12 protein-coding genes are annotated in these 13305 nt (G+C 66.1%); 11 read left to right on the top strand and 1 reads right to left on the bottom strand.

The window, feature by feature from the left end; translation table 11 throughout:
* The first annotated feature begins 131 nt into the window (after positions 1–131).
* The 10 genes from nrdR to KO539_RS17635 all read left to right on the top strand — a co-directional run bounded on the left by nrdR (position 132) and on the right by KO539_RS17635 (position 11393).
* Positions 132–593 (top strand): transcriptional regulator NrdR, encoded by a 462-nt coding sequence (gene nrdR / locus KO539_RS17590; RefSeq protein WP_034759169.1) that lies wholly within the window; start codon positions 132–134, stop codon positions 591–593.
* Positions 594–832: 239 nt separating this feature from the next.
* Positions 833–1402, top strand: coding sequence for a type IV pilus modification protein PilV (gene pilV, locus KO539_RS17595; RefSeq protein WP_219310750.1), 570 nt, complete (start codon positions 833–835; stop codon positions 1400–1402).
* Positions 1399–2367, top strand: coding sequence for a PilW family protein (locus KO539_RS17600; RefSeq protein ID WP_219310751.1), 969 nt, complete (start codon positions 1399–1401; stop codon positions 2365–2367). Before pilV ends, KO539_RS17600 begins: the two co-directional genes overlap by 4 nt.
* Before the next feature lie 84 nt (positions 2368–2451).
* Complete coding sequence (locus tag KO539_RS17605) at positions 2452–3036, top strand: PilX N-terminal domain-containing pilus assembly protein (RefSeq protein WP_219310752.1); 585 nt, start codon at positions 2452–2454, stop codon at positions 3034–3036.
* The gene (locus KO539_RS17610) at positions 3033–6884 is read left to right on the top strand and encodes a pilus assembly protein (RefSeq protein WP_219310753.1); all 3852 of its coding nucleotides are present in this window, start codon (positions 3033–3035) and stop codon (positions 6882–6884) included. Before KO539_RS17605 ends, KO539_RS17610 begins: the two co-directional genes overlap by 4 nt.
* 57 nt (positions 6885–6941) lie before the next feature.
* The gene (locus tag KO539_RS17615; protein WP_219310754.1) at positions 6942–7445 is read left to right on the top strand and encodes a type IV pilin protein; all 504 of its coding nucleotides are present in this window, start codon (positions 6942–6944) and stop codon (positions 7443–7445) included.
* Positions 7446–7547: 102 nt separating this feature from the next.
* A complete protein-coding gene (locus KO539_RS17620) occupies positions 7548–8078 on the top strand; it encodes a GspH/FimT family protein (protein WP_219310755.1) in 531 nt (176 codons plus the stop codon).
* Positions 8079–8117: 39 nt separating this feature from the next.
* Entirely contained in the window at positions 8118–9218 is a 1101-nt protein-coding gene (gene ribD / locus KO539_RS17625) for a bifunctional diaminohydroxyphosphoribosylaminopyrimidine deaminase/5-amino-6-(5-phosphoribosylamino)uracil reductase RibD (protein WP_225243584.1), read from the top strand.
* Between the two features lie 27 nt (positions 9219–9245).
* Positions 9246–9881, top strand: coding sequence for a riboflavin synthase (locus KO539_RS17630; protein WP_219310756.1), 636 nt, complete (start codon positions 9246–9248; stop codon positions 9879–9881).
* 102 nt (positions 9882–9983) lie between these two features.
* On the top strand, positions 9984–11393 hold the full coding sequence (locus KO539_RS17635; RefSeq protein WP_219310757.1) for a hypothetical protein: 1410 nt from the start codon (positions 9984–9986) through the stop codon (positions 11391–11393).
* Here the strand turns inward: KO539_RS17635 and KO539_RS17640 are convergent.
* Positions 11390–11815, bottom strand: coding sequence for an OsmC family protein (locus KO539_RS17640; protein ID WP_099404033.1), 426 nt, complete (start codon positions 11813–11815; stop codon positions 11390–11392). The two genes, KO539_RS17635 and KO539_RS17640, sit on opposite strands and share 4 nt — an antisense overlap.
* A 345-nt stretch (positions 11816–12160) precedes the next feature.
* Here KO539_RS17640 and ribBA point away from each other — a divergent pair, with 345 nt between their 5' ends.
* Positions 12161–13273, top strand: a complete 1113-nt coding sequence (gene ribBA, locus KO539_RS17645; protein WP_219310758.1) for a bifunctional 3,4-dihydroxy-2-butanone-4-phosphate synthase/GTP cyclohydrolase II — start codon at positions 12161–12163, stop codon at positions 13271–13273.
* Positions 13274–13305: the final 32 nt, after the last annotated feature.

A 13305-nucleotide genomic window follows, 5' to 3' on the forward strand; every position in this document is an offset into this window, starting at 1 on the left:
AATGTGTCATACGGAGTAAGATTCTGTATGACACATTCCTTCGTGCCCAAGGGCGCCCGGAGTGATTCGGGCGCCCTTTGTACAAGGGCGGCGATTTCCCGTAATTATTACTATAAAGTTGTAGCTAGCCCATGAAATGTCCATTTTGCCAGCACGGCGACACCCAGGTTCTCGATACGCGCGTATCGGAGGAAGGGGATGCCATTCGGCGCCGCCGCCGCTGCGGCAAATGCGACAAGCGTTTTACCACCTACGAGCGCATTGAACTTATCATGCCGGCCGTCGTCAAAAAGAATGGCAGCCGGACGGAGTTCGCTGCGGATAAGTTGCGCGGCAGTTTGATGCTGGCCTTGCGCAAGCGTCCCGTCGCGGCCGCCTCCGTGGATACGGCCATCGCCTCCATCCAGGAAAAGCTGCTGACCAGCGGCTTGCGCGAAGTCGATTCCGGCTATATCGGCGAACTCGTCATGCAGGAACTCAAGCGCCTGGACAAGATCGCCTACATCCGCTTCGCCTCCGTCTACAAGAACTTCGAAGACCTGGCCGAGTTCCAGGACGCCATCGCCGAAGTGGGGCAGGCGCGCAAGCCCTGACCTTCGCCCTGACGTTCGGCTTCTTGCTCACCTTCTTGCTCGCCTTCTTGTTCACCACGCCCAGGTTCGCCTGGCAAGCGGCCTGATCAACACCAACGCTGTTCTTCTCACCTTATCGCCGTGCTGTTTGCGCTAGCGCAGACCCGGCTTTTTGCGCACGCCTATCTTGTAGCTGGGCCGCCTGTTCCTGCGACTCTGTCTGCGGAAGGGAGTAGCGCATGGGCAAGGGCGGTCGCACTATGTTTCCTGCGGGTGGCAGCAGCCTCGTCGAGGTGCTGGTGTCGCTGCTGCTGTTGGCGCTGGGCCTGCTCGGTGCCAGCATCCTGCAACTGAACTCCCTGCGCGCGCGCCATGAGTCGGCGCTGTTGTCGGCGGGCGTGCAACTGGCGGCCGGCATGGCCGAGCGCATGCGCGCAAACAGCGTGCTCATGCATGGCCCGGATACGGGCAACCCCTACTTGAACGTGGCATACGCGGCGGCGGACGGCTCTGACGCGGGCGGCGGCGCGCCCGACTGCTTCGGTGCTGTCGCCTGCAGCGCGGCCGAGCTGGCGCAATTCGACATCGCCGAATGGCAGCAGCGGCTGCATGCGGCTTTGCCCGGCGCGCGCCTGCGCATTTGCCGCGACACTTCCGCGTGGGATGCCGCCGCTCAAGGCTTGCAATGGACGTGCAGCGGCGGCAAGGGCGCGCCCATCGTCATCAAGCTGGGCTGGCGCGGCCGCCTGCCCGATGGCTCGCCCGCCGAGAATGCGGCAGGCGAGTCGCTGCCCAGGCTGGCATTCCAGCTGGGCGGAGGCGGTGCATGAACGAGGTCCTATATCAGCATCGCGGCATGAGTCTGGTCGAATTGCTGGTGGCCCTGTCGCTCGGTGCGCTGCTGATGCTGGCCGCCAGTAGCATGCTGCTGGCGGCCAGCGGCAGTTATGGCGACCAGTCCGCCAGCGCGCGCCTCGACGACAACGGCCGCTATGCGCTCGACACCATCGCCCGCGCCGTGCGCCAGACGGCGTACGTGAACTGGGACAGCAGCGCCGCGCCCGTCGCCCATGCCGATTTCGACAGCGCGAATGTCGCCGGGCTCGACGCGCGCAGCCTGGGCAAGAACAGCGAGGGCATCAGCGGCGCTTTGCCTGGCGCCCTGCATGGCAGCGACGTGCTGGCCCTGCGCTATTACGGCGCCGGCAAGGAAGAGGGCGGCGACGGCTCCGTGCTCAATTGCGCGGGCTTTGGCGTGGGTGCCGCGCAAACGCAGGCGCAGCGGGGCTGGAGCATTTTCTATGTAGCACAGGGCGCCGATGGCGAGGGCGAACTGCGCTGCAAATACCGTGGCGCGAACGGCTGGGGCGCGGACGCCATCATCCGTGGCGTCGACGGCTTCCAGGTGCTGTATGGCCTCGACACGGATACGCCGCCCGATGGCGTGGCGAACCGCTATGTCAATGCCAGCGCGCTTGACGCCGACGATGCGGCGCTGGTGCTGGTGGGTGCGGATGCGGCCGCGCGCCAGCGCGATTTTCACCGCCGCACGCACTGGAAGCGCGTGGCCAGCGTGCGCGTGGCGTTGTTGTTGCATGGCGAGGCGGGCCAGGCGGACAAGATGGCGGAACTGGGGCCGGCGCAGTTCGACCTGTTCGGCAAGGCGTATGCCGAGGCGCACGGCGCCGGCGACACGGGCGTGCGCATCGCGCGCGCGGCCTTGCCTGCCGCGACGCGCTCGCGGCTGCGGCAACTGGTGCAGACGAGCATCATGCTGCGCAACGGGCCAGCCTAGGCGGGCGGCGCAATGGCTGGTGCTGGCGTCCGCCGTTGCCTACCTTGTTGCGCCTCTCGTGCGCGCTGCGGTGGCGCCACGCTCGTGTATGTGCTGTGCCTGCTGGTGATCATTTTGCTGCTGGGCATATCGGCGGCGCAGATGGCCTTGCAGGGCGAAAAGGCGGCACGCGGCGAGCGCGACCGGCAGATCGCGTTTCAGGCGGCGGAGGAAGCATTGATGGATGCGCAGAACGATATCGAAGGCTTGCCCGGCACGCCTGGGCGCAGCAGCCTCTTCGCGCCAGGCAGCGCGGCCGGGTTCGCGGATGGCTGCGGCGAGGGAGGCGCACTGGGCCTGTGCCTGCCCGCCGCGCCGGACGCACCGGCACTCTGGTTAAGTACGGACCTCGATGGCGCCGAAGCGGGTAGCCGCACGGTGCCGTATGGCCAGTTTACGGGCGCCGTCATGCAGACGGGGCAGGGCTTCCTGCCGTCGCGCCGGCCCCGCTACCTGATCGAACTGCTGCCGTTTCACCCGCCCGGCGCGCAGGCCACGGCGGTGGCTGGCGGCCTGGCGACGGAAAGCTATGTGTACCGCATCACGGCCATCGGTTTTGGCGCGCAGGAAAGCACGCAAGTCGTGCTGCAAAGTTATTACCGCAAGCAAGCGGCGGGAGCGGGGCCATGAGGGCTTTGTCGTTTGCCTGGCTATTTCTCGGCTGGTTTTTCCTCGTTTGCGGCGGCGCCTTTGCCGCGGCCGCACCTCCTGTGGCGCTGGCGCGGGCCGACGCAGGTTTGTACGGCGCCCGCGTGCCGCCGAACCTGCTGCTCAACCTGTCTTTCACGCATGCGGCCGCCGCGGCCGCGCATGGCGGCGACTATGCACCGCAGCGCGAGTACGCAGGTTATTTTCATGCGCGCATGTGCTACAGCTATCCGTACCGCAGCAAGGACGGCGTCATGCTGCCGGACTTGCGCGTAGCGACCGCTTACTTCTCCGTGCTGAAGCCGGCCGATGCGCTGCACGGCTGCGGCGGCGACAGTTTTAGCGGCAACTTTCTCAACTGGGCCAGCACCAGCATGCTCGACCTCGTCCGCTATGCGCTGACGGGCGGCGACCGCGTCATCGACGAGGTGCGCAAGACGGTGCTGCAGCGCGCTAATTTACCCGATGCCGACAGCCCCATCGACTTCTTTGCCCACCCCGTCTTCTTCCCGCGCAAGGTCTTGCAGGCTGGGGTGTCGGCGGCGACACCGTTTGCGCTGGCGCAACTGGCCATCGTTTCCTGCCGTAATCGCCTGCTGTTCGGCGACGCCAGCTTGCCTCCGGGCGGCAATTGCGACGCGTCTGGCGTTGCTGCCACGCACGGCGTGTTCCTCGCGCGCGTGCGCGTCTGCGACGCGCAAGAAGGGCCGCTGCGCGACGATTTATGCCTCGCGTATGGCAAGAACTACAAGCCGGTAGGCGCCGTGCAACGCCATGGCGGCAGGGTGCGCGTGGGCGTGTTTGGCCATTTGAACGGCGTGAGCTCCGGCGCCGGCCCCGTGTATGGCGGCGTGCTGCGCGTGCCATTGGCTCACGTGGGCACGCAGCGCTGGACGGCGCCCGACTTTATGCCGCAAGACAATGCCGGTGCCGAATGGAATCCCGCCACCGGTGTGTATGTGTTCCAGAGCTCCGGCCCTGGCGGCGGGGTGACCGCTTACATCAATGGCCTGGGCCGCGGCAACGCCGGGCAGCCCGGCGCGTACGCCAGCGCGGCGCCGCTGGCCGAATTGCTGTACGAATCGTTGCGTTACCTGCAGGGGCGACAAGCCAGCGCCGTCGTACCACCTGCCACGGCGCCGCCTGCCATCGATGACGGCTTGCCGGTCGTGATTGCGTGGAGCGACCCGCAAACGGCCAGTTGCCAGCGCCATGTCGTCGTCAGTCTCGGTGATGCGGGCATGGCGGGCGACCGTTACGTGCCCGGCAATGTCCCGCACACTCCCGCATCCAACGGCGACCGCGCCCGCGCCGCCGATGGCTTTGCGCCGCCGCCCTTCGATGCGATGGCGTGGACACATGCGGTGGGCAGCCTGGAAAGCGGCGGCACACCTGGCAATCCCGCGCCACGGCCCGAACTGGCGGCGCTGGAATGGCTGGCCGACGGAGCGGGCGGCGCCAGCTACCATGCGGCAGGCCTTGCCTACTGGTCGCACGTGCAGGCCCTGCGTCCTGGCAAGAGCGACGGCCTTGCCAAGGTCGAGCACTATGCGGGCGACTTGCGCCAGAGCGACCCGGCGGGCGAATCTGCCGCCACTCCCGCCGCTACGCCCTTGTTATTGGCGGCCAAATATGGCGGCTTTCTCGATGCGAACGGCGACGCCAACCCCTTCAAGAGTGCGACGGGCAGCGCGTTCGATGAATGGAGCCTGGATGGCCGCTGGCCCGCCCATTACCTGCCCGGCAGCGATCCGGCCGCCTTGATCGCGGGACTGCGCGCGGCTTTTGCGGCCGCCGACAAGGCCACCTTGCCAGCGACGCTCGCGGGGCCGGCCCTGATGGCGCTGGCCAGCGGAACGGAAGAGGCATACTGGTTTCAGACGCAGCTGCGCCTGGCCGATGGCGGCATGACCTTGTCGCGCACCGCGTTTGCCGTGGGCGCCGATGGGGCACTGCTTCCCGGCAAGCCATCGTGGACCGCTGGCGGACAAGAGAAGCCCGTGCCGGATGGCACGCCCGCATCCTTGCGTCCCGTCTACACGCCCGACGCCAAGGGCGCCCTGATGCCGCTGGCCTGGAAGCGGCTCGATGCGGAACAGCGCGGCGCATTCGACGGCGGTGATGGTCAAGGGGAAGTACGCCTGGCGTACCTGCTGGGCCAGCGCACGCACGAGGTGGGCCAGCCGGGTGGCTTCCTGCGGCGCAGGTCAGGCAGCCTGGGCGCGGCACCCTACGGCAATTTGCTGTACGTGGGCGCGCCCCGACTGGGCATGCCGGGCGCCGGCTATGGCTTGCACCGCCAGGCGCTGCAGCAGCGGCGCAAAATGCTCTACCTTGGCGCCAACGACGGTTTGTTGCATGCCTTCGATGCGCGCACGGGCAGCGAAGTGTTTGCCTATCTGCCGCAGGCCCTGCTGCACCTTGCGCCAGCCGCTGCGAGCACTCACTATAGCCCCGGCCCGCTGCTCGACGGCGCGGCAGCCACGGCGGAAGTGCTGGCGCTGGGACATTGGAAAACGGTGCTGGTATCGGGCATGGGCGGTGGGGCGCAAGGCGTGTTTGCGCTCGACATCACCGATCCGGCCCGCTTCGCGCAAGACGGGGCGCTGTGGGAATTTACGGACCGCGACGACAGGCTGATGGGCAACGTGCGCACGCCGCCTGCGTTTGCCCGCATCAACATGGGTGGCAAGGAGGGGGCGCCGGCTTACCGCGACTTTGCCATCGTCGCCAGCGGCTACAACAACCATGTCAACGACGGCAAGGACACGACGGCGCCCGCCGCGGCCGCCGCCATCTTCCTGCTGGCACTGGACAAGGCGCCCGGCACCCCATGGACGTTGGGAAGTAATTACTTTCGCCTCAAGGTGCCCGTGGCCAGCGGCGGCGGTGATGGCGGCCATGACACTGATGCGGGCGCCGATGCCGAGCCCCACGCGCTGGGCTCGCCCGCCGTGGTGCCGGGCAGCGACGGCGCGCTGGCTTATCTGTATGCAGGCGATATGCAGGGAAATATCTGGCGCCTCGACATGGCTGGCGGGCCGCCGTGGAAGGACGGGCAGGGACGCAAGCTCGTCTTTGTTGCGCGCGACGCCCAGGGCCGGCGCCAGCCGGTGACGCAGCAGCCGAGCGTGGCGTACGCGCCCGGTGGCGGCTATCTGCTGCTGTTCGGCACGGGCAAGTTGGTCGAAGCGGCCGATACCTGGCCCGCCGCCTTTCTGTCGCAGTCGTTTTACGCCGTTCACGACGATGTGCGCGAGTCGTCCCCCACGCGCAGCCGGGCCGACCTGGAACCGCGCAGCCTGGGGGCGGCGGCCGGTGGCGTGCGCGTCGACGGCGCTGAGCTGCGCTATACGGGCAGCGATGCCATGCGCGGCTGGTACCTCGATTTTATGGACACCGCGCAGACGGGCGAGCGCAGCATCAGCAGTCCCATATTGGCTGCCGGCAAGGTGCTGTTCAACACCGTCCTGCCGGGGCGCGACCCTTGCGCCAGGCCGGCCACGCGCCTGTACGTGCTCGACGTGCTGAGCGGCTTTGCCGCCGATGGCGCCGGTGTCGTGCAGGCGGGCGAGCAGACGGGACGCTTGTTCGACGGCCTGGCGCGCGCGCCGCCGCAGGCACTGGAACTGAACAGCACAGTGGGCGCCGCGACGGCGACAGGGCGGGCCGATGGGCGCAAGGAACTGGCCGTGCTGCAGCCTGGCTTGCCCGGCGCGGCCAGCGGGGCAGTGCTCAAGGTCGTCAGCGCGCCGCTGCCGGCCCGGCGCCTGAGCTGGCGCGAAGTGGCGAACTGGCGCGAATTGCACGAGGTGGCCAAGAAAAAATAGGCCGGCAAGGCTGCTGCAGCGTCTCGGCTGGCGCTTTTTGGGAAAGAGGGAGATCGCATGGGGACGCTGGCAAGGCGGAACAGGTTCGCTGCAAACGGTGGAACTCCTGCTGCCAACCCGCAGGGCTTCAGCCTGATCGAGCTGCTGTCCGCGCTGGCGATCATGAGCCTGCTGCTGGCGCTGGCCGTGCCCGCTTATCACAGCCATGTCGTGCGTGCCAAACGGGTGCAGGGACAGGCGGCCCTGCTGCGCCTGATGCAGCAGCAGGAGCGCTATTACTCGCAAAATAACCGCTATCTGGCCTTTTCCTCGGCATCGCCGGCGCAGCAGTCGCAGCAATTTCCATGGTGGTCGGGCGAAGAGGGCGCGGCTGGTAGTGCATATGAAATCGAGGCGCTGGCCTGTCCCGGCCTGACGATCGGGCAATGCGTACTGTTGCGCGCCATGCCGGGCACGTCCAAGGTTGATGCGCAGTTCCAGGATGCCGATTGCGGTGTCCTGTCGTTCAGCAGTACGGGCCAGCGCGGCAGCAGCGGCCCCGCCAGCCATTGCTGGCCCTAGGCCATGGCCATGTGCAAGCGGCTACCGAGGAGCAGGCACAAATTCGGGCGCACCCTCGGCCGCACCCTCGGGCACACCCTCGGCCGCACCCTCGGGCACACCATGCTCGAATTGCTGGCCGTGCTGGCGATTGCCGCGCTGCTGGCGGCCGCTGCCATGCCCAGCTTGCAGCACCTGCTGGCGCGCCAGCAGGTGCGCGCGGCGGCGACCGACTTGTTCTCGGCCATCGAATTGACGCGGGCGCAGGCGATGGCGCGGGGGCAGCGCGTGCTGCTGATGCCGGCCGGGTCCGGTGGCACGGACTGGCGCACGGGCTGGCTGATCTTCATCGATCGCAATGCCAACCTCGTGTTCGATGGCGATGACGAATTGCTGTTCCGCCAGGGGCCGCTGCCGGAGGGCATCACGGCCCAGTTCGCGTTTTCCTCGGCCACGGCGCCGTTTTATATCGCCTACAATGGCGCAGGACGCAGTTGCAGCGCGACCAATAGCCTGGCGGCACGCTGGGGTACCTTGTCCCTGGCTTTGGGAAAGCAGGTGCGGCATATTAAAATCAATATGCTGGGCAGGGTGCGCGTGTGCGATCCGCAGCAGCAGGCGGCCAATTGCAGCGGCGTGGCCGACAGTTCGTAGCACGACTTATCAATTACTCACCTTCAAGCAAAGAAGCCCGTGGAAATACTCAACGATATCGATGGCATGCGCCTGGCGCTGGAATGGGCGGCGCGCGGTTTATATACGACCTCGCCTAACCCTCGCATCGGCTGCGTCATCGTCCGGGATGGCCAAGTGATCGGCGCCGGCGTGACGCAGGCGGCCGGGCAGGATCATGCCGAGGTGCAAGCGCTGGCCAACGCGGCGGCGCGCGGCAACGACGTGCGCGGCGCCACCGCCTATGTCACCCTGGAGCCGTGCAACCACCATGGCCGCACGCCGCCATGCTCCGATGCGCTCGTGCGCGCGGGGCTGGGCCGCGTCGTGGCCGCCATGACGGATCCGAACCCGCTGGTGGCGGGACAGGGGCTGGCCAAGCTGCAAGCGGCCGGCATCGCCGTCACCACGGATGTGCTGGCCGACGAGGCCTATGAAATGAATATCGGCTTCTTTTCGCGCATGCAGCGCGGCAAGCCGTGGGTGCGCATGAAAACGGCTGCCAGCCTGGACGGCATGACGGCCTTGCACAATGGCCAAAGCCAGTGGATCACGGGGCCAGAGGCGCGCGCCGATGGCCACGCCTGGCGCGCGCGCGCCTGCGCCATCCTGACGGGCATCGGCACGGTCAAGGCGGACGACCCGCAACTGAACGTGCGCGCCGTCGAGACGCCGCGCCAGCCGCGCCGCATCGTCGTCGACAGCCGGCTCGACATCAGCCTTGACGCGCGCATCTTGCAGGGCGGCGGCACGTGGATCGTGGCAGCCGTTGCCAATCCGGAAAAGGAAGCGCAGCTGCGCGCCCTGGGCGCGGAAGTCATCCTGCTGCCGAACGAGGACGGCAAGGTCGATCTGGCCGCGCTGATGCTGGAACTGGGACGCCGGCAATGCAATGAAGTCCACGTCGAGGCCGGCGCCAAACTGAACGGCTCGCTGATCCGCGAAGGCTGCGTCGACGAGCTGCTGGTCTACCTGGCGCCCACCTTGCTGGGCGACGCGCAAGGCATGTTTGCCTTGCCTGCCTTGACGGATATCAAGCAACAGCGCACTTTGCAATTTCACCAGGTTCAGCAAGTGGGCGAAGATGTGCGTATCCTTGCAAGATTCGCCCAGCGCAATTAATACTTCACACTTTTATAGGGTTAGTTCATGTTTACAGGAATTGTTGCCGCCATCGGCAAGATTGAAACCGTGCAGCCACTCGACGGCGGCCTCGATGCAGGCGTGCGCCTGAGCATCCACGCGGGTGGCTTGCCGCTGGCCGACGTGGCCCTGGGCGACTCGATCGCCATCAATGGCGCCTGCATGACGGTGGTGGAAAAATCGGATACGGGCTTTGCCGTCGATGTCTCGCGCGAAAGCCTCAATTGCACCGTGGGTCTCGATACCACCACGGAAGTCAACCTGGAAAAAGCTCTGACCCTGGCCGAGCGCCTGGGCGGCCACCTGGTTTCCGGCCACGTCGACGGCCTGGGTATCGTGCGCAAGTTCGAAGCCGTGGGAGAATCGTGGGAACTGGTGATCGAGGCGCCGCACGAACTGGCGAAATACCTGGCCTTCAAGGGTTCCGTCGTCGTCAATGGCGTGTCACTGACCGTCAACAGAGTGGAAGACTTGGGCGCGGGCGCCGTCAACGGCTGCCGCTTCTCGATCAACCTGATTCCGCACACGATCGCCATGACGACCTTGAAACACTTGACGGTCGATGGCAAGGTCAACCTGGAAATCGACCTGATCGCCCGCTATGTCGAACGCATGCTGTCGCTGGACAAAGCTGCCGCCTGACACGGTAGCTGAAAAGAGCAACACACCTGCCGGCTTGCCAGGCGTGTGTTGCTTTTCTTGCAGACGCGCATACTATGAAGCTTTCCGCAGTGGAGGCTAGTCATGGACCCGATTTCGCGCGCAACCGTGCCCAACACCATCCCGGCCACGTCCCGCGTGGGCGAGACGGCAGCGCTGGCACCCGCGCAGCCCGTGCCGCCGTCCAGCGCGGCTGCGGCCCTTGCCATTCAGTCATCGACCCAGGTCGACATCTCCCCGCTGGGCCAGTTCCTGTCCGGCGTGGCCTTGTCGCGCCGGCAGCTGCTGGCCTTGCAGGGCGCCACGGAAGAGGCCAGGGCCGCCAATACCTCCTTGAATGTCAATGACGACTTGCTGGCGCTGGCGCGGCAGCTGACGGAATCGTTCGCCCAGCTGCAAACGAGCGGCATCGACGCCAGCCAGCTGGCGACGGCCGGCGACACGCCGGGCAGTCTGGCGCAGCGCTACGATTTGCTGTCGGGCGATGGCACAACGGATGCGGCCGCCGCGCTGGCGCAGGACGGCAGTCTGCTCACGCAAGCGCAACTGGCCCGCATCGGCATCGATTTGCGCAATGAAAATGTCGATGCGACAACGTTGCAGGCCGCGTATGCAGCCGACAGCAATGCCACCCTGGACGCCTTGCAACAGGGAACGGACGTGCTGGCGCAGGTGGGTGCCGTGCTGGCCCGGCAGCAGGGCGCGCCGCTGGCAACCAATGTCGAAGCGGATTTGACGGGTGAAGCACTGCCGTCCAGCGCCGAGCCGGCCACGCAGGCCGTGCAGCCGCAGGCCATCGAGGAGGCGCCGCCGCAAACGGCCGCCATTGCGCAGCGGCAGCTGGAACTGCAGCAGCAACTGGAAGCGGAAGAGCTGAACCTGGACTTGCAGGAGCTGCGGGCCCAGCCTTCGGCGCAAGCCGCCGATGCAGCGGAACTGCTGCAGACGCAGCGCGCGGACAATCAGCGCCTCAATACTCAGCGCCTGGAGGCCGAACGGCTGGACAGCGAACGGATCAATACCGATCAGCAGGCGCAGCAGCAGGAAGCAGAACGGGTGGACGCGCTGCGCCAGGGACAAGTGCAGCAGCAGGGCTTGCAGCAGCGGGCGCAAGCGGCGGCGGACGATGCGGCGCGGGCGCAGCTGGCCGCCAGCGACGCGCAAATGGCGGCCCAGGCGGCCAGCGAACGGGCGCAGTCGCTGGCGCGCGCGGCGCAGGGGCAAGCCGATGCGGGCCTGGCGACGGCGCAAGCCCAGCTGGCCCAGAAAAATGCCCAGGCGCAAGAGCTGGCTGCGCAAAACGCGGGCATGGCCGTGCCGCCGCCCTCGTCGCAAGATCCTTCCGTGGCGGCAGCCATCGCCGCCTATAACCTGAACAATGCAGCCTTGAATCCTGGCTTGATGAACCGGCCATTGCCGGCCAGCGACTCGCGCCTGCCGCTGGTGGCGCCGGTGGCCCCTGTGGAGCCCGTCAAGCCCGTGACGAAAATCTAGGGCAGCAGGGTCGCATCCAGGGTGATGTTGGCTTTCAGCAGCTTCGACACGGGGCAGCCGGCCTTGGCCTTGGCCGTCAATTCATCGAACTTCGCCTGGTCGGCGCCGGGGATCTTCGCTTTCAGGATCAAATGGACGGCCGTGATGGCGAAACCGTCGTCCACCTTGTCGAGGGTCACTTCGGCCGTCGTTTCCATCTTTTCCGCCGTCAGGCCCGCTTCACCGAGGATCAGCGACAAGGCCATGGTGAAGCAGCCCGCATGCGCGGCGCCGATCAGTTCCTCGGGATTCGTGCCGGGCTTGCCTTCGAAGCGGCTGGCAAAGCCGTAGGGATATTCCTGCAAGGCACCGCTGCGCGTGCTGATGGCGCCCTTGCCATCCTTGATGCCGCCTGACCAGATGGCCGATCCGTTGGTTTTCATATTGCCGCTCCTGTGTGGGGTATCGCTGCGAGTGGGGTATCAGCGCCGTGGCGGTGACTGGCTGATCTTATGCTCTTTGCAAGGCCGGCGGCGCGCGCCTTGCCGCCGCCGTGTGCCCAGGATCGGGGAAGCGGCGCTTTGTGATGCAGACTGCGGCATCCGTGCCGCAAAGCTGTCTTATTTCAGGTCTGCAAGCGCTAAATCCTTTAAAATAGCAGGTTATAAGAAAATTCCGGGAAATCCGCGGAATATTCGCGCTTGATGTTGCAGTTTTTAGTTTCACTAACAACGCCTGGCAAAACCGACGCGCAGCAGGTTTGGCCAGGCGTCATACGAGGATGAACAATGTCTATATCCAGCACCGAAGAGATCGTCGCTGAATTACGCGCCGGCCGCATGGTGATACTGGTCGATGAAGAAGACCGGGAAAATGAAGGCGATCTGGTGCTTGCCGCCGATTTCGTGACGCCTGAAGCCATCAATTTCATGATCACGCATGCGCGTGGCTTGGTCTGCCTGACCTTGACGGAAGAGCGTTGCGACGAGCTGAACCTGTCGATGATGACGTCGCGCAACGGCACCGCCTACGGCACCAACTTTACCGTGTCGATCGAAGCGGCCGAAGGCGTGACGACGGGCATTTCCGCCGCCGACCGCGCCAAGACCATCCAGGTGGCCGTGGCCAAGGGCACGCAGCCCAGCGATATCGTCCAGCCCGGCCATATCTTCCCGCTGAAAGCGCAAAAAGGCGGCGTGCTGATGCGCGCAGGCCATACGGAAGCCGGTTGCGACCTGACGGCCATGGCCGGCTTGACGCCCGCATCCGTGATTTGCGAAATCATGAAGGACGACGGCACCATGGCGCGCCTGCCGGACTTGCTGGTGTTTGCCGAGCAACATGGCCTGAAAATCGGCACGATTGCCGACCTGATCCATTACCGCAGCCAGACGGAATCCCTGGTCGAGCGCGTTGCCGAGCGCACCCTGCACACGGCGCACGGCGAATTCCGCCTGATCGCCTTCCGCGACAAGCCTAGCGCGTCGGCCCACTTGGCTCTCGTGCATGGCGACCTGGCCCCCGGCCTGGAAGCGCTGGTGCGCGTGCACCAGCCCGTTTCCCTGCTGGACGTGCTGGAAAGCGAAGCGACCACCCACTCGTGGACGGTGGCCGCTTCGATGGCCGCCATCAAGCAGGCAGAGCGGGGCGTGATGGTCTTGCTGAATTGTGGCGAGACGTCGAGTGAACTGTTTGCCCAGTTCGCCGCCCTGGATACGCCGCAAGCCAAGCCGAAAGGTCGCGCCGCCAGCATGGACTTGCGCAGCTACGGCATCGGCGCGCAAATTCTGCGCGACCTGGGCGTGAGCAAGATGCAATTGCTGGCCAGCCCCCGCAAGATGCCGTCGATGGCCGGTTTCGACCTCGAAGTAACAGGTTTTCAGTGCCATCCTGGCCAGTAGTAATTAATTAACACTATTCAGCAGCCTGGCGC

It is taken from the genome of Janthinobacterium sp. NKUCC06_STL (assembly GCF_019345455.1).
Taxonomy (GTDB): domain Bacteria; phylum Pseudomonadota; class Gammaproteobacteria; order Burkholderiales; family Burkholderiaceae_D; genus Janthinobacterium; species Janthinobacterium rivuli.

Bases quoted from the DNA above. Each gene is read 5' to 3' on its own strand.
- KO539_RS17630 (WP_219310756.1), top strand. From the start codon at position 9,246: ATGTTTACAGGAATTGTTGCCGCCATCGGCAAGATTGAAACCGTGCAG.
- KO539_RS17615 (WP_219310754.1), top strand. From the start codon at position 6,942: ATGGGGACGCTGGCAAGGCGGAACAGGTTCGCTGCAAACGGTGGAACT.
- KO539_RS17610 (WP_219310753.1), top strand. From the start codon at position 3,033: ATGAGGGCTTTGTCGTTTGCCTGGCTATTTCTCGGCTGGTTTTTCCTC.
- ribBA (WP_219310758.1), top strand. From the start codon at position 12,161: ATGTCTATATCCAGCACCGAAGAGATCGTCGCTGAATTACGCGCCGGC.
- KO539_RS17620 (WP_219310755.1), top strand. From the start codon at position 7,548: ATGCTCGAATTGCTGGCCGTGCTGGCGATTGCCGCGCTGCTGGCGGCC.
- KO539_RS17600 (WP_219310751.1), top strand. From the start codon at position 1,399: ATGAACGAGGTCCTATATCAGCATCGCGGCATGAGTCTGGTCGAATTG.
- KO539_RS17640 (WP_099404033.1), bottom strand. From the start codon at position 11,815: ATGAAAACCAACGGATCGGCCATCTGGTCAGGCGGCATCAAGGATGGC.
- KO539_RS17635 (WP_219310757.1), top strand. From the start codon at position 9,984: ATGGACCCGATTTCGCGCGCAACCGTGCCCAACACCATCCCGGCCACG.
- nrdR (WP_034759169.1), top strand. From the start codon at position 132: ATGAAATGTCCATTTTGCCAGCACGGCGACACCCAGGTTCTCGATACG.
- pilV (WP_219310750.1), top strand. From the start codon at position 833: ATGTTTCCTGCGGGTGGCAGCAGCCTCGTCGAGGTGCTGGTGTCGCTG.